A 19,586-nucleotide genomic window follows, 5' to 3' on the forward strand; every position below is an offset into this window, starting at 1 on the left:
AATCAGATTTGCGTTCATACCGCGACTTGCCAATGCGCTATGGTGAATTTGGTGCCTGCCACCGCAATGAAACCTCGGGTGCTTTGCACGGCATCATGCGTGTGCGCGGCTTTACGCAAGACGATGGTCATATTTTCTGTACCGAAGACCAGGTGCGCGAGGAAGTGACCAAGTTCAACCAGGTGGCCATGCAGGTGTATGCCGATTTCGGGTTCAATGAAATCAATGTGAAGCTGGCCTTGCGCCCGGATGCCCGTTTGGGCACCGATGAAACCTGGGACAAAGCCGAAGATTCCCTGCGTCAAGCCTTGACGGCCTGTGGCGTAGAATGGACCGAGTTGCCGGGCGAGGGCGCTTTCTACGGCCCCAAGATTGAATACCACATGAAAGACTCAATCGGCCGCTCCTGGCAGTGTGGCACCATTCAGGTAGATTTCCAGTTGCCAGGTCGCCTGGGTGCTGAATATGTGGCCGAAGACAACAGCCGCCGTGTGCCGGTGATGCTTCACCGTGCCATCGTGGGTTCCATGGAACGCTTCATTGGCATCTTGATTGAAAACCATGCCGGTGCCATGCCCCTGTGGCTTTCACCCGTGCAAGTGGTGGTGGCCACCATCACCGAAGCCCACAATGACTATGCCCACAATGTGGTGCAAATGTTGAAAAAACAAGGCATTAGGGTTGAGTCGGATTTGCGTAATGAAAAGATCAATCGTAAAATCCGTGAGCACACCATGCAGAAAATCCCGTATATTGCCGTAATCGGTGACGCGGAACGTGACGCAAACCAAGTTGCAGTGCGCTTGCGCGGCAACGAAAACCTGGGCTCACTGCCTGTTGAAAGCTTCATTCAGCGCCTGCTGGGTGAAATCAGCAGCAGAGCCTGATTTTTTTAACTTGAGAAAAGAGGCTAGACATCGTAGCAGAAAAGAAAAATCGCACGAACGAGGAAATTCGAATCCCTGAAGTGCGCCTCATTGGAATTGAGGGTGAGCAGTTAGGCATCGTTAAAACACCAGACGCATTGCGAATGGCTGAAGAAGGCGGTGTGGATTTGGTGGAAATTGCACCGCAGGCTGTGCCCCCGGTGGCCAAGCTGATGGATTACGGCAAATTCCGCTACCAAGAGCAAAAGAAAGCCGCGGAAGCCAAGTCCAAGCAAAAACAAGTTCAAATCAAGGAAATCAAGTTCCGCCCCGGAACAGATGACGGCGATTACAACGTCAAGCTGAAAAACCTGACCCGATTCCTGGAAGATGGCGACAAGTGCAAAGTCACATTGCGTTTCCGTGGACGTGAAATGGCTCACCAGGACATTGGTGCCCGCCTGTTGGAGCGTGTTCGTACCGACCTGGATGAAATTGGTGTGGTTGAACAAATGCCCAAAATGGAAGGCCGCCAGATGGTCATGATGATCGCGCCTCGCAAGAAGTAATTGCCAGATACAGCAAACCCGCGCTATAATCGCGGGCTTGCTGCATTGTGCGTATTGCATTTTGCAACAAATTGCCCACCAGGTTAGAAAAGTGCTTCGTCGAAGCCACCTGCAAGCAGGTTTGGTTTAACCACCAAGCAGTAATAGGAGCACCAAGATGCCCAAAATGAAGACCAAAAAGAGCGCTGCAAAGCGGTTCTTGGTCCGTTCAAGCGGATCGATCAAGCGTGGCCACGCCTTTAAGCGCCACATCCTCACCAAGAAAACGACCAAAAGCAAGCGTCAATTGCGCGGCATGGAAACGATTCACAAATCAGACATCGGTCGCGTGCGCGACATGATGCCTTACGCATAAGGGGAGGGTGAAAAATGCCTAGAGTAAAACGTGGTGTAACGGCTCGCGCCCGTCACAAAAAAGTAATCGCCCAAGCCAAAGGCTTCCGCGGTCGTCGTAACAATGTATTCCGCGTTGCCAAGCAAGCGGTGATGCGTGCTGGTCAGTATGCATACCGTGACCGTCGCAACAAGAAGCGCGTATTCCGCGCCCTGTGGATCACCCGTATCAACGCAGCAGTGCGTGAACACGGCATGACCTACAGCGTATTCATCAACGGCTTGAAGAAAGCCGCAATTGGTCTGGACCGTAAGGTGTTGGCTGATTTGGCAGTGACCGACAAAGCAGCCTTCGCTGCCATCGTGGGTCAAGTGCGCGCAGCGCAGGCTTAATTCACCAGCCAAGTCAAATTTTTGTCACAAGTGTTGCCACTGAGGTATTTCACTTAAGTTGGCGAAAAGACTAAACAAAACGGAGCTCTCGGGCTCCGTTTTTGTTTTCAGGCGGTACAATTCAGGGCTCTACTCAAAGCCGTTCCAATCTCAAAAAGAATCGACCCAATACCCATGGATGCTTCGCTTTTAGCCATTCTTACCGAGGCCGAACAGGCCATGTCATCTGCAACTGACCCAGCCAGTCTTGAAAACATCAAGGCCCAGTTTTTGGGCAAGCAAGGCAAAGTCACCGAGTTGCTTAAAGGCATGGCAGCGCTGACGCCCGAAGAAAAGAAAACCCGTGGCGCTGAAATCAACCAGCTCAAGCAACAGGTTGAAGCCGTGTTGAATGCCAAGCGCCAGGCCCTGGCCGATGCCGCCATGCAAGCCAAGTTGCAGGCGCAGGCAATCGACGTCACCAAGCCCGGCCGCACGCGTGGTACCGGCGGTTTGCACCCGGCCATGCGCACGCTTGAGCGCATCGAGGAAATTTTCACCACCATCGGTTTTGATTTGGCTGATGGCCCCGAAATTGAAACCGACTTTCACAACTTCACTGCATTGAACACGCCGGAAAACCACCCCGCGCGTTCCATGCACGACACCTTCTATGTAGAAGGCACTGGTGGCAACCTGCTGCGCACGCACACCTCGCCCATGCAGGTGCGCTACATGCAAACCAACAAGCCGCCCCCCATTCGCATCATTGCGCCGGGCCGTGTGTACCGCGTGGACAGCGATGCAACCCATTCGCCCATGTTTCACCAGGTTGAAGGTTTGTGGATTGATGAAGGCGTCAGCTTTGCTGATTTGAAAGCGGTGTTCATGGACTTCCTGAAAACCTTTTTCGAAACCGACGACATCACCATTCGTTTCCGCCCCTCATTTTTCCCGTTCACTGAACCGTCTGCGGAAATTGACATGGCGTTTACCAGCGGCCCCAACAAGGGCAAGTGGCTGGAAATTGCCGGTTGCGGCCAAGTGCACCCCAATGTGTTGCGCCATGTGGGTATCGACCCTGAAACCTACACCGGTTTTGCTTTTGGCGTGGGCCCCGATCGTTTAACCATGCTGCGGTATGGCATCAACGACCTGCGCCTGTTTTACGAAAACGACATTCGTTTTCTGCAGCAATTCAACTAAGTTTAACCAAGCCAGTATTGGATATTTCAAGATGCAATTCACAGAATCCTGGTTGAAGTCACTCGTCAACACCCCCTTGAACACGCAAGAGTTGGGTGACAAACTCACCATGGCGGGTCTCGAAGTTGAAGAACTTGAACCCCTTGCCCCGGAATTTTCTGGCGTGGTGGTGGGTTTGGTTGTCAAAAAAGACAAGCACCCCGATGCGGACCGCCTCAGCGTGTGCCAAGTGCAGGTGGCAGAAGGCGATGTGCGCCAAATTGTTTGCGGCGCCCCCAACGTGGCTGAAGGCCTGAAGGTGCCTTGCGCCTTGCCCGGTGCAGAATTGCCCGGCGGCTTCAAAATCAAGCCCACCAAAATGCGCGGCGTTGAAAGCGGCGGCATGCTGTGTTCCGGCAAAGAACTGGGCGTGCCCAGCGTTGTCGACGGCCTGCATATTTTGAACAATGAGTTCCCAGTGGGCGGCAATGTGCGTGAACTTCTTGGGCTGAACGAAATGAAGTTCACCCTGAAAATGACGCCCAACCGTGCCGACTGTTTAAGCGTGTGGGGCGTGGCACGTGAAGTAGCCGCACTGACAGGCGCCACGCTGAACGCACCTTCGTTTGCACCCGTGGCGGCCACCATTGGCGACACCCTGAATGTGAAAGTTGAAAACACCGACCTGTGCGGCCGTTTTGCAGGTCGCGTTATTCGCGGCGTGAACAACAACGTAAAAACCCCGCAGTGGATGGTCGACCGCCTTGAAGGCGCAGGCCAGCGCAGCTTGAATGCACTGGTTGATATTTCCAACTACGTGATGCTTGAACTGGGTCGCCCCAGCCATGTGTTTGACCTGAACAAAGTGCAGGGCGACCTTACTGTGCGCTGGGCACGCGAAGGCGAAAAGCTGAAGCTGCTGAACGACATGGAAGTGGCGCTTAAGCCGCACATGGGCGTAATTTGCGATGCCAACGGTCCCGAAGCGCTGGCCGGTATTATGGGTGGCGACCACACCGCCGTGAATGAAGGCACCACCAATATTTTCGTGGAAGCCGCGTTTTGGCACCCCGACGCCATTGTGGGCCGTGCGCGTGAATTCAATTTCTCATCCGATGCATCGCATCGTTTCGAGCGTGGTGTTGATTTCCAAACCATTCCCGACCACATTGAGCGCATTACCGCGCTGATTCTTGAAATTTGCGGTGGCCAAGCCGGCCCTGTGGTTGATCAGGTGTTGAACCTGCCCGCACGCAAGCCAGTTACCCTGCGCCATGCGCGTGCGGAAATGGTGATTGGCATGCCGTTCACTGTCGAGCAGGTGAAAGATGTGTTCACCAAGCTGGGCTTCCAGTTCACTGCCGAAGGGCAGGGCGCGGATGGGCAAACTGCAGATACACGCTACGTGGTCAACCCACCCAGCTACCGCTTCGACATTCAAATAGAAGAAGACCTGATTGAAGAAGTGATCCGTGTGGTGGGCTACGACAGCCTGCCGCTGCGTGCGCCCATGGGCAAACTAAAAATGTTGCCCGCAGCTGAAGGCAAAATTAGCCGCCACGCAATTCGCCATCAAGTGGCTGCACTGGGTTACCAGGAAGTGGTCAGCTACAGCTTCACGCCTGAACAGTGGGAAGCCGACTTCAACCGCAACACCAACCCTGTGCGCTTGCTCAACCCCATAGCAAGCCACCTTAGCGTAATGCGCTCCACTTTGATTGGCAGCCTTACCGGCGTGTTGAAACACAACCTGGGCCACCGCGTAGACCGCCTGCGCGTATTTGAAGTGGCTCGTGTGTTTGAACGCAACGAGAAAGTGCAAGACGGTGCGCAAACCGTGGCCGGCTTTCAGCAAACCTGGAAAGTGGGTGGTTTGGCCTATGGTTTGGCCGACCAACTGCAATGGGCCGCTGGCAACAACCGCGCACTCGACTTTTTCGATGTGAAGGGCGACGTGGAACAATTGCTGCATGGCCGCAAAGTAGACTTCGAAGTGTTTGAGCCGTCAATCCCGCACCCCGCTTTGCACCCAGGGCGCAGCGCCCGTGTGCTGGTGAACCGACAGCCTATCGGGTTTATTGGCGAGCTGCACCCCAAGCTGGCGCAGGAATACGACTTGCCACAGGCACCCATTGTGTTTGAGCTGCTGCTGGACGGGTTAAATACCCGTAAATTACCTGCTTTCAAGGAGGTGTCCAAACAGCCAGTAGTTGTTCGCGACCTGGCATTTGTTGTAGACCAGAATATTGCTGCTGTGCAACTAAAAAAAGCGCTTGTGGAAGTGAAAGATGACAACCTTGGCTGGCTGAAATCGGTTATCCTTTTTGATGAATTTGTACCGAAAGAAGAAGGTAAGGGTCTGAATCTAAATGAGAAAAGTTTGGCATTCAGATTAACCCTCCAGGCAAGCGACCGCAGCTTGACTGATACAGACATCGAGCCATTGTTGAAGAAAATGATTGAGCAGGCCGGCCAGCGTTGTGCGGCTCGCTTGCGATAAATATTGATAAATAGGTAGAACTCACTGTGGATCAATTTGTGTTGAACGACGACCGAACCAATGAAATGAATGCCCGCTCTGACCGGATGGACCTGATTGAAGACGGTCTGGCCTCGGGCTCCCTCACCAAGGCTGAATTGGCTGAAATGCTGTTTGACAGCCTGGGCCTGAACAAGCGTGAAGCGAAAGACTTCGTGGATGCTTTTTTTGATGAAATTCGCACCACGCTGGAAGGCGGCGATTCCGTAAAATTGTCAGGTTTTGGCAATTTTCAGTTGCGCGACAAGCCTCAACGACCCGGCAGAAACCCAAAAACCGGTGAAGAGATTCCCATTGCAGCGCGTAGAGTGGTAACCTTTCATCCCAGCCAGAAACTTAAAGCTTTGGTTGAATAATTTTCACTAAATTATTTAAGCAAAAGCCAATTACTCAATGCAAAAAACCGTAAACACAGACGGAACGCCGCCCACAGCCAGCTTGCCACCCATTCCGGCCAAGCGATATTTCACCATTGGTGAAGTGTCAGAACTGTGTGGCGTTAAAACTCACGTGCTTCGCTATTGGGAGCAAGAGTTCACGCAATTGAAGTCGATTACCCGCCGTGGCAATCGCCGTTACTACCAGCACCATGAAGTTCTGTTCATTCGCAGAATACGTGAATTGCTGTATGAACATGGCTTCACCATCAATGGTGCTCGCAATCGTTTGGATCAGGAAAAGAACGGTCCGGCTGGCGACACACCGCTGCCAATTTTGATTGATCGCGAAGTTTTGAAAGAACAATTGCTAAATCTGCGTGAGGCCCTGAAAGCTTAAGCGTTTCATGTATAATCCGCTTTCTCGGAATGTGGCGCAGCCTGGTAGCGCACTTGCATGGGGTGCAAGGGGTCGGAGGTTCGAATCCTCTCATTCCGACCAAAAATTGAAAAAGGCCTGGGTATAACAACCCGGGCCTTTTTTGTTTTTAACCCCCCGGCGAAGTGGCCCGACCCATCTGTTATCACCCGACAGCAATAGTTGCTAGGGTGTCGAAATATTTAGGACCTCCATCCGATCCTGCATTCCATCTTGAAATACCTCAGCCGAGTAAATCATGATCAAAGAAGCCGTAGTTTATGTATCGCTGCTGTGCGCTGGGTTGTGGTGCGCCGCCCCCTCTTGGGCTGAATCGCCGACCACTTGTGCGTATGAAAGCAGTGGGGTTGATCTGCAAAAATTTAGAACTTCCAAGCACGTAATCGGATTTGAGCAAATCGAGAGGAAGGCACGCTACAGCGGAAACCTTAAAAAGGTGGGCGGGTTTTATCTTGAGCTGTTTGGATGCACCCATTACGGTGCAAGGCTGACGGTTTTACTTGGTCCTGATGACGACGTTGCCAGTGTGAGTAGAGCGTTGGATGTTCTGCCTGACTTGTTATTTTCAGTAACAAGTAGCAAACAGGTAAAAAAAGCACTGGCTGATGTTTCAATAGAAGCCTTGTTGACGCTTGTGCATTTGCCAGACTTGGCGAAAGATCTTGGTTTGACCGATGTGAATGTTCAGATGTTTGATACAGATGGAATGGGAGTGCTGGTGTTCGAGTTTTATGGGGGTTAGTTGATTGCGGAATGGGTTGCTTGCCCATTCGTGCTGTTCGGATAATCAGAGTTTATTTTTCATTAGATTGACGGTAATCTCATTCAATATTCTGAATTTACTGGCATTTCAGCGTGTTTCCAGATGGTGCGAATAACTGAATATCGCAGTTATTGTTCGATAACACTAGTTAGGTGCAATCAAACCATCATCCAGGAGAAAAAATGGTTACTTTCAAAAAATTATGGGAATCACACCCACAAGTTACAGGGAATGACAATCCATGTAGTGCAAATGGAAAGCCCAACTTTCCTGATCAATGTGCAATTCGAGTGGGAGCTGCGCTCGCCGCATGCGGAGTAAAGACCGGTTCGTTACCGGGTGTTCGACATTGTTGGCACCACGAGAAGTCTAGTGGGCATACTTTGGCCGCTGAGGAATTAGCGAGTGGCTTGAGTAAACTCCCCATCCCTGGAGTAAAGAAAGCTATAAAGGTAGAACCCTCTGATTTCAAAAGCGCTCTAAATGGAAAAAAAGGAATCATATTTTTCAAAGACTATTGGCAGAGAACGGTTAATGGAAAGAAGGAGTCATTCAGAAATCGCAGTGGCGATCATATCGATTTGTGGAATGGTTTTCGGTTAGTACATCCAAGATCAATAGTTCAAATGTATCTGAGGATAGGTTCTTTCGGGCTTGGTTCTGATCATTCTCAATCTAAAGAAATATGGTTCTGGGAGGTGCTATGAAATTTATAGCGTCTCTCGCTGGAGCAATAGTATCAGGAGTCATTTGCTTCATTATTTTTTCTTTAGTATCAAAATATCAAATTGCACAAATAGGCTATACGCCAAACCAATCAGATAAGCTTATAGATATATTTATGGTCGTTGCGCCCTTAGTGGTCCTGGCTGGCGGATGGTTTTCATTAAGAATGTACAAAAGGCACCTAACAAAAAGCTCAAGTGGACGCTGAAAAGCGCGCCGCTTAGCATGACGTTAGGCTTCACAGACCAGCATCCGAGCACTCATGTTACAACCACTTCGTACGACGCCTTACCGCTTGTCTGCAAACAGCGATGGACTGGCTTACATCGCTTGGCATCGCTCGCGCCAATCGACTCAACCGGCGAGCTGAATTACCGATTGCTGGCGTCGCTGACCGATCAACTCCAACGTTGAAGCTGTAAAAAAAATCTAAGAAGGTAATTTGATGAATCGGTTATTTGAAAATCGACCTCTCAGATCGCTCTGTATTGCACGATCATCGATCCGGCAAGGGGTCAAGAATCCTCGGAAACATTATGCTGCGGCATTCAACGGCTGGTTCAATATTGTCCGGCAGCCAACCGAAAATCCTCCCACAGGTAAATCCTTATGCAAAATGCCTCACCAAAAAACCAAGAGGTTCAACACCTGTTTTCGCCCAAGCCCTTGCCCAGACCTTTAAGCGACCCTCTGTACTCGCTTCGCACCGTTGTTGTTTTTTTAATTGCAACTCAACTGCTTATGGGCACTTGCCTGCTCGTTCTTGGCATTGTTCAAGACCACGTGGAATTGCTGATTCAGGCTGGCGTGTTGTTGATCGCCCCAGCTTTTTTGATTTTTGTGTATGCATTGGCGCTGCCGAAACAAACAACAAATATTTTCTACCTGCGCAGTTTCAAAAAAGACGCAAGTAGTTACAGGATTCGTGAAATGCTGGAAGTGGTGCTGGGCAGTGGGTACAGGCTTTCCGGAATTCGCGACCCCAGAAAGCGCGTGCCGCATTTTCTCAAGCCTATTTTGCTGATCCCCATGATGCTGGCCTATGCTGGCTCGAAGTTCTTGAGCCTGGAAGCACAGGAGGATTGGAAGGCCCGTCTTTGGCGATCTCTTTCACAAGCCAAAGGTGTGGTACTTGATCTTCGGGACTTAACCGAGTTTGTGATTGAAGAAATTGAACTGGTATTGTTTTGTATGTCGCCCGACCGAATTCTTTTCATTGTGCAAAATGACGGCGAGTTTATGCAGCTTAAAAATCGTTTGGCTGCCAAGGGAATCGACGTGGCACCATCTAGTTGTGTCGCGATTTGGGATGAAACGCTGCCCAGCAATGAAGAACAATTCAGCGCACGGTGTAAAACCTTTTGCCAGCAATTGCCCAGTCATGCCGCCGGGTTGACCTTGCAGGCAACCCCATTGATTGCGGCGTTTGTAAAAAGCACCCAAGCGTTGAGATTAGAAAAAATAAATGCCTGTGCCCAATATGCCGTGGGTATTGCCTTGTTGCTTGCACTCACCTCGATTTCCGGTGTGAGTAATTGGTTTAGCGAATGGCCCTTGCTAAGTGTGGTGCTTGCAATACTGGTTGTACTGCAGCTGACTCTTTTGATTAAACACTTCATGGGTGTACTCAAGAAGATGCGCATGGCGCACCGATATAACCCGGCATACCAGGTAAGCCTTCGGGCTGATTTGCTCAAAGGTCTTGGGCTTGGGCTGCTGCTGATTGCCATGGCAGGGGGGATAATTTTTGCTGGGGTGAGTCAAGTTTACATGGGCTATCGGCACCGGGCAGGGCAACAAATTTTTGAAGCAAACTACCGAACACTTGAATTGATCAAGATGGATGTATTTCTGAGTGGTGACCAAGCGATTGTTGACGCGCGCACGCTTCTTGATTCGCTGCCACAGAACATGGCCAGCAATTTAAAACTCAATGGCGCAAATTTGGATGTTGTGGGTACACCAGGCAGCATTTGGGTGGCCGCCCCCCAAACCACACAAGAGGAAGCGTCTTTGGGTTTTAGTTGGGGCGGAATGGAAATTGCGCCGCGCTGCGCGGTGGAAACGCTGAGCAAATTGCAATCAGAATTTGAGGGTGATGAATTGATGTACCAACGGTGCCTGATGAATGTCAATTAGGGTGTTGGGGCAGGTCACCGTTATTGTTTGATAAAACTAGTTAATTGGTAAAGATATGGAAGTCGTCATCCAAGAAGAAGCAACTGGTTGCGGCATTGCCGCATCTGCTGCGCTCGCTGGTCTCAGCTATGCCGAGGCTAAAAAGAGAGCCGGTGCTCTGGGTATTCATGCATCTGACATCTCGCTTTGGTCGGACACGGAGTATGTCCGGAAGCTTTTGCGTGATTGTGGGGTGGCTGTTTCTCCACGAGAGGCACCATTTAAATCATGGGAGCATCTGCCCGATAAAGCACTTCTCGCAATCAAATGGCGAATGGAGCATGGCAAGCCATTTTGGCATTGGGTTTTGTTCGTCAGGGAGGGTGGGCAAGCGAAGGTGCTGGATTCCAAGAAATCCCTGCGGTCAAACGTGCGCCGAGATTTCGAACGTATCAAGCCTAAGTGGTACATTGAGATTATCAATTAACAAGGCAATCAGGTTCGTTCCGGCCTGCGGTCTCCCTCGGTCGGCCTTGTCGGGCCGTTGCTTATTTCAGCGTTATGCATGTAATGAACATTAATTCTAGGGGCGTACCTCAAGCATGAATGTCGAGCAATCTAATAACCCCTTGCATGGAGTCACTCTTGAGACTGTCGTCGTGAAGCTTGTTGAACACTACGGCTGGAATGAGCTCGCCAATAAAATTAGTATCAATTGTTTCAAGAATGATCCGTCTGTGAAATCCAGCCTGAAATTTCTTCGAAAAACTCCTTGGGCTAGAGAGCAAGTGGAGCATCTGTATCTCTCTACACTTGCATTACCAAGCGATCGGAAAAATGCATAACTGTTGTCCGGTTGCGCAAATACCATCCAAAACATTCGTCTTGACGTACGTACGAAAAAGCGTACACTTGGTAAAAAGTTGAACGCGCAGGAGGTGCGTCATGACCGGAATCACAGCAACTGAGGCACGCAGTAACCTTTATCGGTTGATTGATGAAACTGCCGAGTCCCACCAACCGATAGTCATTATGGGTAAGCGGAACAAGGCCGTCTTGGTCTCCGAAGAAGACTGGTCGGCCATTCAGGAAACCCTTTATCTGCTCTCCGTACCCGGTATGCGGGAGTCTATTCGTGAGGGAATGGATGCCCCTGTGGATGAGTGTGATGAGGAGCTGGACTGGTGACATGGCGGTTGATTTACACCAAGCAAGCCCAGAAAGATGCAAAAAAGCTGGCCTCTAGCGGCCTTAAACCAAAAGCCCAGGAATTGTTAGCGCTTGTGTCGGAAGATCCGTATTGCAAGCCGCCACCGTTCGAGAAACTCATTGGTGATCTTGCTGGGGCTTATTCACGTCGCATCAACATTCAGCATCGTTTGGTCTATCAGGTGCTTGAAGACGAGAGATTGGTCAAGGTTCTCAGGCTGTGGAGCCACTACGAATAGTAAATAACCAGCCGCTGTTTGTTCTTTACACAACCCGCACAATCATCCACACCAAAAAACCCAAAACCCCCACACCCATCAAGCCAGTCACAATGCCCGCGATGATCGCAAAACCGTCTTGCGCCATTAAGCCAAGCCCAATCAAAATGAGGGCAACGGCGGGGGTGCTGTTGCCGCCGGGTATTGGCAGAAAAATCATGAAACCCATCAGCGCAATGAATGGTACCAACCAGCCACTGTGGGTGGGGCTGCTTAATGATTCAAGCCGTGGGGTGCAAATTCGGTCGGCTTTGGTGTAAACCCAGCCCAGAATTTTAATCATCCGGGTGGCGGATGCTTTGGATAGCTGAACACGGCACACCGACTCAGGAAGGCCGTGCCCGCTGTTGTTGGTCCACATTCTGTGTGCAACCGACCAAATACCCAGCGAGAACAGCAGCCCGGAAAAAGGGACGGGCAACAGGGTAAGCACTGCCAAAAAAAGCAGCATTGCGCCATGGGCGGATTCACCGTGCATGTCCGCAAGAAAGCGGACAGACACATGGTCTTCGTGGGGGTGCTCGACGGCGGTTTTCAGGCGGCCCAGCAAGTCATTCATTGCCAAGTCTCATGGGTGTGGTCAGCGGGCAGTATACCCTTCTTGCGGGTTTTGCTTGCTTCGCCCAACCAGGTAGACCCCAGCCAACACAAACCCGGCGCCTATCAACTGAAACACGGAAATGGGTTCAGCCAGCAACGCCCATGCAAACACAATGCTAAGTACCGGTCCAAGCGTGCCGATCAAGGCGGTACGGGCTGAACCGATGATGCGAATGGCGGCTGTTTGCCACACCACTGGCAACACCGTGGAAAACACCCCCATGGCTGCGCAATACACATACACCGGGAGAGGCTGCACCAGGCTGCTGATGGGCTGTGTGGCAACGAAGTGCAATTGGGTGGCACCTGTGGATACCAGCGTGGCCAGCACGGCAAAGCGCAGTGAACCAATTTTGCGCACCATGCCTTCTGTGCCTGCACTGTAGAGGGCGTATGACAAAGCCGAGCCAAACACCAAGGCCGCACCCAACAGCAAGGTTGATGTGTTTTCCGTAAACGACAAGTCGTGCCAGAACGCGATGCCAATTCCAATATAGGACAACACCACCGCCGCCACTTGCGATTTTCTCAGCGCATGGCCCATGAACAGTACGCCTATCATCAGGGTGAGGGTGGGGTAGGTGAAAAGGATCAAGCGCTCCAGGCCCGCAGAAATGTATTGCAGGCCCATGAAGTCGAGAATGCTGGCGCCGTAGTAGCCCAGTAGCCCGAGCAACACCAGCATGCCCCAGTCTGACCGGCTTAAGGGCGGGCCACTTTTCAACACCTTGCGGCCGATCCACAAAAACAGCGGCAAGGCAAACAGCATACGCAGTGAAAGCGCGGTGATCGGGTCGATGGTCGACACACTGTAGGCCAGCTTCACGAAGATGGCTTTCATGGAGAAGCCGGTTGCTGCCAGCACGGCCAGCAACACGCCCATTCGTTCAAGGGGCATTCGGTTGAAGTACAGGGTGGCCGCGGCAATCATGATGAGCTCGAGAATTCTTGTATATCGAATGATGAACCCGCTAGAATTCAATGAAAATTGATATTTCAGCAACTAAGCGTTCGAAAATGACGAATCCTTCTCGCTATGACCTTGATGATCTGCGTGTGTTTCTCGCCATTGCCGAGGCACGGAACCTGACCCATGGGGCGCAGCAGGTGAATTTGGCGCCTTCGTCGGCCAGCCACCGCTTGCGTGGGCTGGAAGAGGCCATGGGCACGCCCCTGTTCACGCGCCAGGCGCGCGGTGTTACCTTGACCGCAGCCGGTGAAACGCTGATGCGCCACGCACGCCGTGTGTTTGCCCAGCTGGAGCAAATGCACGCAGACCTTTCGCCCTTGGCGCGGGGTGTGCGCGGGCATGTTCGCTTGTGGGCCAACACCCATGCCACGCACACGTATTTGCCAGCCGATTTGTCCGCATTCCTGAAAGACTTTCCGCAGGTCAGCATGTCGCTGGAAGAGCACCCCAGCCTGGACATTGTGATGGCGGTTGTTCGGGGCGAGATTGACATGGGCGTGGTCGCTGACGAGGTGGAAGGGGCAGACGTTGAGCTGATTCCATACCGGTTTGACCACCTTGTGTTGATTGCACCGCTGAATCACCCGCGTGCCCGCCGCAAACGGATCAAGTTCAATGAGGTGTTGAGCGACCCGTTTGTGATGTTGCATGCCGGGTCTTCCATTCACACCTTCACGGTGAATACCGCGGCTGCATTGGGCAAGCACCTGGATGTTCGAATTCAGGTGCGAAGTTTTGAGGCGGTGTGCAGAATGGTGTCAGCGGGTGTGGGCATTGGCTTGGTGCCTCGCAGTGCTTTGATTGATCAGCAGGGCAAGTTGCGTGCTGATGTGTCGGTGATTGAACTGGATGAGCCATGGGCCCAACGCGATTTGAAGGTGTGCGTTCGCAAAACGGAGGCGTTGAATTCGTTTGCAAAACATTTGCTGGTGCACTTGGCTGCGAATTGCGGTGAGACAAAAAAATGAAACTGAATGTGTTGTCTGCCGGTGTGTTGGGTGTGACCATGTGGGCTGCATTGATGCTGCTTCTGATGTACCCGCACGACTGGATCACCCTGGCCAACGCACCGGTGCTGCTCATTCTGGTGTCGTCGATTTATTCCCTGTTGTTGCCTTTGGCTTTGTCGCTGACGTTGAGTGCCATGGCTGTGCTGATGTTCAATTATCAAATGGTGCCGCCCGTTCACACCTTCCATGTGGATTTGCGTGAACACGGTATTCTTCTGATCACGATGATGGGCGTGTCGTGGTTGGTAACCTACCTGTTGCGCCGCCAAAAGCAGATTGCCGCACGTGAACATCAACAAGCGCAACGTATCTTGCAACTGATGCAGTGGAGTGAAAAGCTTCGTGAGGTGGAAGATCCGCATACCTTGTTGCCACAGCTTGTGCAGTTGGTGCGCGCACTGACCGAGAACTGCCGCAGTGTTGTGTTGGGTTTTCAGGAGCCGGAATTGCCAGCCGGCACCACGCTGAACAAGCTACAGTTTGAAGGTTTTCAGGCTTGCCTGAAAGAGAACAAGGCCTTGGGCAAAAGCACCGGGCGTTATGAAAACCTGGATGACCTCTATCTGCCAATGCGCGGAAAATCAAAAGCCTACGGTGTGTGCCTGTGTTTGGGTGACAATGTTGATCTTGATGGTGCACCGTGGGCAAGGGATGTACAGGCCCTGCTGGATCAAATGGGCTTGGCCTGTGAGCGACGGGAAAATTTGTTGCGCGCGCAAAGTGCCCGTGAATTGGCACAAAACCAGAAAACACGCAGCTTGTTTTTAACGTCGATTGCGCACGACCAGCGCACACCGTTGGCCAGCATCATGACCTCGGCTTCGGCCATTCTTGAGCAGGCTGATCAGTTGTCAAAGGAAGAAATTCGACATTACGCCGAGTTGATTCGCGATGAGTCGGAACAGGTGGCACGCCTTACCGACAACGCGTTGACCCTGGCGCGTTTAAGTGGTGATCAGGTGCAGGTGCCCATGCAACTTGAATCGGTCGAAGACATGGTGGCTGCCGTGTTTCAACGGCTAAGGCAACGCAGGCAACTCCATTTGCCCACTGTGAAAGTTCAGGCGGGGCTGCCACTTTTGAATTGCAATATGGTGTTGGTGGAGCAGATGCTGGACAATCTGATTGACAATGCCATCAAACATTCAGGTGCGCCGCACACGGTCGAGTTGAATGTGACCCGGCGTGAAGGCGAGGTGTTGTTTGATGTGACCGATCGTGGCAAGGGCATGAACGCCGCACAAATTGCGCAGGGTGATCGTTCACGGGGTTTGGGGATTGGTTTGCAGCTTTGCCTGGCTGTGGCGCAAATTCATGCTGGGCGGCTTGTTTTTTCATCGAAGGCAGGTTCGGGTTTGCTGGCCAGTTTTGCTTTGCCTGTTCCTGCTGATCAGGAGTAAGCCGATTCATGGCCATTCGAATTTTATTGATTGAAGACGACCGGGAGCTGGGTAAGGCGCTTCGCAATACCTTGGTCACCGAAGGACATTCGGTATCAACCGCTGCCAGTTTTTCAGAGGCGCAAGCCCTCTTGGCCAATCAATCGGCCGGGCAGGTTTTTGATTTGTTTTTGCTCGATCTGGGTTTGCCTGATGGCGATGGCAGGGAGTTTCTGGACCTTGCGCGCAAGGCAAGCCAGGCACCGGTGATCGTGATTTCAGCCCGGCCGCAGGAGGAAAGCAAAATTGAGCTACTGGATGCTGGGGCAGATGATTATTTGGTCAAGCCATTCAGTGTGGGTGAATTGCTGGCGCGCATTCGCGTTGCACTTCGCCACCGTGGCAATCTGGCCCAGCCTGCCACGCTGCTTTACCAGCGCGATGGCTTGCACATTGATTTGGTGAAACGGGAAATATCCCTGCATGGCCACGATGTGAAGTTGACGCCAACCGAATATGAATTACTCGCCCGCCTTGTTCGAAGTGCGGGGCAGGCAGTAAGCCACCGGCAATTGTTGGCCGATGTGTGGGGTCCGGAATATCTGGAACACACGCAATACACCCGCCTTTATGTGGGGCAGCTGCGCGCAAAAATTGAAAAAAATCCTGCCGACCCGCATTTCATTTTGACTGAAACGGGTGTGGGATATCGCATGTTGTCTGGCGATTAAGTCCTTTCAAATATCCTTATAACTTCCTTACATGTTGCGGTGCATCATCCGGTCTGTGTTTAATCTGCAGGCGCGCTACAACAATGAACAAACCCGATGTGAAAGACAACACCACCAAGGCCGGCCTTGCCACCTTGACCTTGGGTGCCATTGGCGTGGTGTATGGCGACATTGGTACCAGCCCGCTGTACACAGTGAAGGAGGTGTTTGGTGAAAACTCGGGGGTGCCATTGAACCCCGAGAACCTGACTGGTGCCATTTCAGTCATTTTTTGGGCTTTGATGCTGGTGGTCACCTTGAAGTATGTGATCCTGATATTGAAGGCCGACAACCATGGTGAGGGCGGCGGTTTGGCGCTGACCGCCTTGGCATCTGAAGCGGTTCGCAAAAACCCGAAACTGAAAACCGCGTTGTTGTTGGTTGGTGTGTTCGGCGCCACGCTGTTTTACGGCGACAGTGTAATTACGCCAGCCATTTCAGTGCTGGGTGCCATGGAAGGGCTTACGCTGATTACGCCTACCTTGACCCCTTACATCATTCCGCTGAGCGCATTGATTTTGGTCGGTTTGTTTGCCGTGCAACGGTATGGCACTTCAGTGGTGGGCCGGTTTTTCGGGCCGATCATCGTGTTGTGGTTTGTCACGCTAGGCCTGGTGGGTGTGGCCAATATTGTGGATGCACCACAAATTCTGCACGCCTTGAACCCGATTCACGGTATTCAGTTTGTACTGGACCGTGGCTGGGAACTGTTTGCCGCACTGGGTGCAATTGTGTTGGCATTGACCGGCGCAGAAGCGTTGTACGCTGACATGGGTCACTTTGGCAAAAAGCCGATTCGCCTGGCATGGACCTTTCTTGTGTTTCCGTGTTTGGCCTTGAATTATTTGGGGCAGGGGGCCTTGCTGATTGCGGACCCCAGCGCCATTGAAAATCCGTTTTATCGATCTTTTCCCGATGCATGGGTTATCCCCGTGCTTTGCCTTGCCACCATGGCGGCCATTATTGCTTCGCAGGCGGTTATTTCCGGCGCGTATTCCATGAGCAAGCAGGCCATTCAATTGGGCTTTTTGCCACGCATGAAAATTCACTACACCTCGGCCAAGGAATCTGGACAAATTTACATGCCTGGCGTGAACTGGTTGCTGCTGGCGGGCGTGTTGCTGGCGGTGTTGATGTTCAAAACTTCGTCCAACCTGGCGGGTGCTTATGGCATTGCCGTTACCTTGACCATGTTGATCACCACCACGCTGACGTATTTTGTAATTCGACACAGCTGGGGTTTGCCGGCCTGGTTGTCGGTGGGTGCCACTATCTTTTTTATCTTGATTGATGTGTTGCTGGTGGTGAGCTGTGCATTTAAATTGATGGACGGCGGCTGGTTTCCAATTCTGCTGGGTCTGGCCTTGTTTGTGGTCATGTCGACTTGGTGGCGTGGCCGCAAGTTGTTGATGAAAAGCATTCAGAAAGAAGGCATTGATTTGAACGAATTTTTGCCCACGCTGAATGTGGACCAAATTAACCGCGCGTACCGCACAGCCGTGTACCCGGTGGCTGACCCCGAGAAAGTGCCCATGGCCTTGCTGCACAACTTGAAGCACAACCAGGTGTTGCATGCATCGAATGTGATCTTGACAGTAGTGTTTGAAAGCGTGCCCTGGGTTGGCAACTTGAATCGTGTGGAAGTGAAGTCGCTTAGCCGGGGTTTTTGGCAAGTGACTGTGCGCTATGGTTTTATGAACACGCCCGATATTCCCAAGGCGCTTGAGTTGACCGATGAAATTGGTTTGAAAATTTCACTGTTTGAAACCACTTACTTTTTGAGCCGTGAAACAGTGGTGCCCACTGCAGGTTCAGGCATGGTGCGGTGGCGTGAAAAATTGTTTGCAGCGATGAGTCGCAACGCCGGTGGCGTGGTGGAGTTTTTCAGGTTGCCTTCAAATGCCGTGGTGGAGTTGGGTACCCGGGTTCAGATTTGATAGCGTAAGCGGTGCTGCGCCCGGCCGATATTCTTTCAAGTATGCCGTGCTGTATTAATTCCTGAATGTCGCGCAGGGCGGTGTCGGCCGAACATTTGCCAATGCTTGCCCACTTGCTGGTGCTCAGCTTGCCTTGGAAACCGTCGAGTAGCCGGTTCAATAATTTGATTTGCCGCTCGTTCATGGGTGTGCCGGCCCAGCGCTGCCAGAATTCAGATTTATAAAGCAATTGCCTCAAGGTGTGTTCCGCGCCTTCGATGGCGCTCAGCATGCAACTGAGAAACCAATCAAGCCAGTTGCTGATGTCGAGTGTTCCTTTTTGGGTTTTTTCCAGCATGTCGTAATAGGTTTTGCGCTCAAGTTGAATTTGAGCCGACATGCTGTAAAACCGTTGGCTTGAGTTTTCGGCACGGGCCAAAGCCATATCGCTGACGGCACGCGCAATGCGGCCATTGCCGTCATCAAAGGGGTGAATGGTGACAAACCACAGGTGTGCGATCCCGGCCTTTAACGCAGCATCGTCGTGTTTGTCTTCCTTGAACCAGTTCAGGAAGTCAGTCATTTCGGCGTTGACCCAAGCTGCTGGGGGTGCTTGGTAGTGTACTTTCTGGCGGTGTAGTGGTCCTGAAACAACTTGCATTGCGCCGTGTGCATCGTCTCGCCAGTTGGCTACCCTGATTTTGTTCAAGCCGCTGTAGCCAGTTGGAAATAGTGCCGCGTGCCAACTGAATAATCGCTTTTTTGTGAGTGGCTTGTTGTAGTTTTGCGTGGCGTCCAACACCATGTCAACTACCCCGTCGACATGGCGGTCAGCGGGTGCAAGGGCACCAATGTCCAGCCCCAGGCGGCGGGCAAGCGAAGAACGGACTTTGTCTGCGTTCAGGTTTTCACCCTCAATTTCACTGGATTTAATGACATCTTCTGTCAGTACTTGAAATGTCGCGTGGTCGCGTGCTTGAATGCCAAGGCCCTGCATGCGCCCCTGTAGTCGACCCTGTGCCTGATTCACCAAGGCGAGCAACGGCAGCAGCCGCTTTAGGTCATATGTCCAGAAGGGCCACTTGGTTTGCTGCCAGATATAGGTTTTTTCTCCGCATTTCATGCGGTGATTATGCTGCCCATTCACCGCAAGGTCAATTGATGTGT

At 51.9% G+C, this 19,586-nt stretch carries 22 protein-coding genes and 1 tRNA gene; 20 read left to right on the plus strand and 3 right to left on the minus strand.

Going from position 1 to position 19,586, the window contains the following annotated elements; genetic code table 11:
* The 16 genes from thrS to V7028_RS09225 all read left to right on the plus strand — a co-directional run.
* A partial coding sequence (gene thrS, locus V7028_RS09150; protein WP_334119779.1) for a threonine--tRNA ligase occupies positions 1-887 on the plus strand: 887 nt, incomplete at its 5' end.
* 29 nt (positions 888-916) lie between these two features.
* Positions 917-1,435, plus strand: coding sequence for a translation initiation factor IF-3 (infC, locus tag V7028_RS09155; RefSeq protein ID WP_334119842.1), 519 nt, complete (start codon positions 917-919; stop codon positions 1,433-1,435).
* A 157-nt stretch (positions 1,436-1,592) separates the two neighbouring features.
* Positions 1,593-1,790 (plus strand): 50S ribosomal protein L35, encoded by a 198-nt coding sequence (gene rpmI / locus V7028_RS09160; RefSeq protein WP_105029855.1) that lies wholly within the window; start codon positions 1,593-1,595, stop codon positions 1,788-1,790.
* A gap of 14 nt (positions 1,791-1,804) precedes the next feature.
* Positions 1,805-2,161, plus strand: coding sequence for a 50S ribosomal protein L20 (rplT, locus tag V7028_RS09165; protein ID WP_008249959.1), 357 nt, complete (start codon positions 1,805-1,807; stop codon positions 2,159-2,161).
* A 219-nt stretch (positions 2,162-2,380) separates the two neighbouring features.
* Positions 2,381-3,346 (plus strand): phenylalanine--tRNA ligase subunit alpha, encoded by a 966-nt coding sequence (gene pheS, locus V7028_RS09170; protein ID WP_442918724.1) that lies wholly within the window; start codon positions 2,381-2,383, stop codon positions 3,344-3,346.
* Between the two features lie 31 nt (positions 3,347-3,377).
* The gene (gene pheT, locus V7028_RS09175; protein WP_334119781.1) at positions 3,378-5,825 is read left to right on the plus strand and encodes a phenylalanine--tRNA ligase subunit beta; all 2,448 of its coding nucleotides are present in this window, start codon (positions 3,378-3,380) and stop codon (positions 5,823-5,825) included.
* Positions 5,826-5,890: 65 nt separating this feature from the next.
* Entirely contained in the window at positions 5,891-6,220 is a 330-nt protein-coding gene (locus V7028_RS09180) for an integration host factor subunit alpha (protein WP_442918725.1), read from the plus strand.
* A gap of 37 nt (positions 6,221-6,257) precedes the next feature.
* A complete protein-coding gene (locus V7028_RS09185) occupies positions 6,258-6,641 on the plus strand; it encodes a MerR family transcriptional regulator (protein WP_334119782.1) in 384 nt (127 codons plus the stop codon).
* 25 nt (positions 6,642-6,666) lie between these two features.
* Positions 6,667-6,743, plus strand: a tRNA-Pro gene (locus tag V7028_RS09190).
* Positions 6,744-6,918: 175 nt separating this feature from the next.
* The gene (locus V7028_RS09195; RefSeq protein ID WP_334119783.1) at positions 6,919-7,422 is read left to right on the plus strand and encodes a hypothetical protein; all 504 of its coding nucleotides are present in this window, start codon (positions 6,919-6,921) and stop codon (positions 7,420-7,422) included.
* Positions 7,423-7,625: 203 nt separating this feature from the next.
* Entirely contained in the window at positions 7,626-8,150 is a 525-nt protein-coding gene (locus tag V7028_RS09200; protein ID WP_334119784.1) for a T6SS effector amidase Tae4 family protein, read from the plus strand.
* A gap of 628 nt (positions 8,151-8,778) precedes the next feature.
* Positions 8,779-10,308 (plus strand): hypothetical protein, encoded by a 1,530-nt coding sequence (locus tag V7028_RS09205; protein WP_334119785.1) that lies wholly within the window; start codon positions 8,779-8,781, stop codon positions 10,306-10,308.
* 55 nt (positions 10,309-10,363) lie between these two features.
* Positions 10,364-10,774, plus strand: coding sequence for a hypothetical protein (locus V7028_RS09210; RefSeq protein ID WP_334119786.1), 411 nt, complete (start codon positions 10,364-10,366; stop codon positions 10,772-10,774).
* Positions 10,775-10,889: 115 nt separating this feature from the next.
* Complete coding sequence (locus V7028_RS09215; protein ID WP_334119787.1) at positions 10,890-11,132, plus strand: VF530 family protein; 243 nt, start codon at positions 10,890-10,892, stop codon at positions 11,130-11,132.
* Positions 11,133-11,232: 100 nt separating this feature from the next.
* Complete coding sequence (locus V7028_RS09220) at positions 11,233-11,475, plus strand: type II toxin-antitoxin system Phd/YefM family antitoxin (protein ID WP_334119788.1); 243 nt, start codon at positions 11,233-11,235, stop codon at positions 11,473-11,475.
* Positions 11,472-11,735, plus strand: a complete 264-nt coding sequence (locus V7028_RS09225; RefSeq protein ID WP_334119789.1) for a Txe/YoeB family addiction module toxin — start codon at positions 11,472-11,474, stop codon at positions 11,733-11,735. Before V7028_RS09220 ends, V7028_RS09225 begins: the two co-directional genes overlap by 4 nt.
* A gap of 25 nt (positions 11,736-11,760) precedes the next feature.
* Here V7028_RS09225 and V7028_RS09230 read toward each other — a convergent pair whose 3' ends face one another.
* Both V7028_RS09230 and V7028_RS09235 read right to left on the minus strand, forming a co-directional pair.
* Positions 11,761-12,333 carry an exopolysaccharide biosynthesis protein gene (locus V7028_RS09230; RefSeq protein WP_334119790.1) on the minus strand — a complete coding sequence of 191 codons (573 nt, stop codon included), beginning with the start codon at positions 12,331-12,333 and terminating at the stop codon, positions 11,761-11,763.
* A gap of 21 nt (positions 12,334-12,354) precedes the next feature.
* Positions 12,355-13,305: a DMT family transporter gene (locus tag V7028_RS09235; protein WP_334119791.1), complete on the minus strand. Its 951-nt coding sequence runs from the start codon at positions 13,303-13,305 to the stop codon at positions 12,355-12,357.
* 86 nt (positions 13,306-13,391) lie between these two features.
* Between V7028_RS09235 and V7028_RS09240 the strand changes: the two genes are divergently transcribed.
* The 4 genes from V7028_RS09240 (at position 13,392) to V7028_RS09255 (ending at position 18,440) form a co-directional block, all read left to right on the plus strand.
* Positions 13,392-14,312, plus strand: a complete 921-nt coding sequence (locus V7028_RS09240; protein ID WP_334119792.1) for a LysR family transcriptional regulator — start codon at positions 13,392-13,394, stop codon at positions 14,310-14,312.
* On the plus strand, positions 14,309-15,754 hold the full coding sequence (locus V7028_RS09245; protein WP_334119793.1) for a sensor histidine kinase: 1,446 nt from the start codon (positions 14,309-14,311) through the stop codon (positions 15,752-15,754). The genes V7028_RS09240 and V7028_RS09245 overlap by 4 nt, the downstream gene beginning before the upstream one ends.
* 8 nt (positions 15,755-15,762) lie before the next feature.
* Positions 15,763-16,464, plus strand: coding sequence for a response regulator (locus V7028_RS09250; RefSeq protein ID WP_334119794.1), 702 nt, complete (start codon positions 15,763-15,765; stop codon positions 16,462-16,464).
* Between the two features lie 83 nt (positions 16,465-16,547).
* Positions 16,548-18,440, plus strand: coding sequence for a potassium transporter Kup (locus V7028_RS09255; RefSeq protein ID WP_334119795.1), 1,893 nt, complete (start codon positions 16,548-16,550; stop codon positions 18,438-18,440).
* Here V7028_RS09255 and V7028_RS09260 read toward each other — a convergent pair.
* Positions 18,388-19,542 (minus strand): Fic family protein, encoded by a 1,155-nt coding sequence (locus V7028_RS09260; protein ID WP_334119796.1) that lies wholly within the window; start codon positions 19,540-19,542, stop codon positions 18,388-18,390. The two genes, V7028_RS09255 and V7028_RS09260, sit on opposite strands and share 53 nt — an antisense overlap.
* Positions 19,543-19,586 lie beyond the last annotated feature (44 nt).

Origin of the sequence: Limnobacter sp. (genome assembly GCF_036846585.1) — a bacterium.
Lineage (GTDB): Bacteria > Pseudomonadota > Gammaproteobacteria > Burkholderiales > Burkholderiaceae_B > Limnobacter.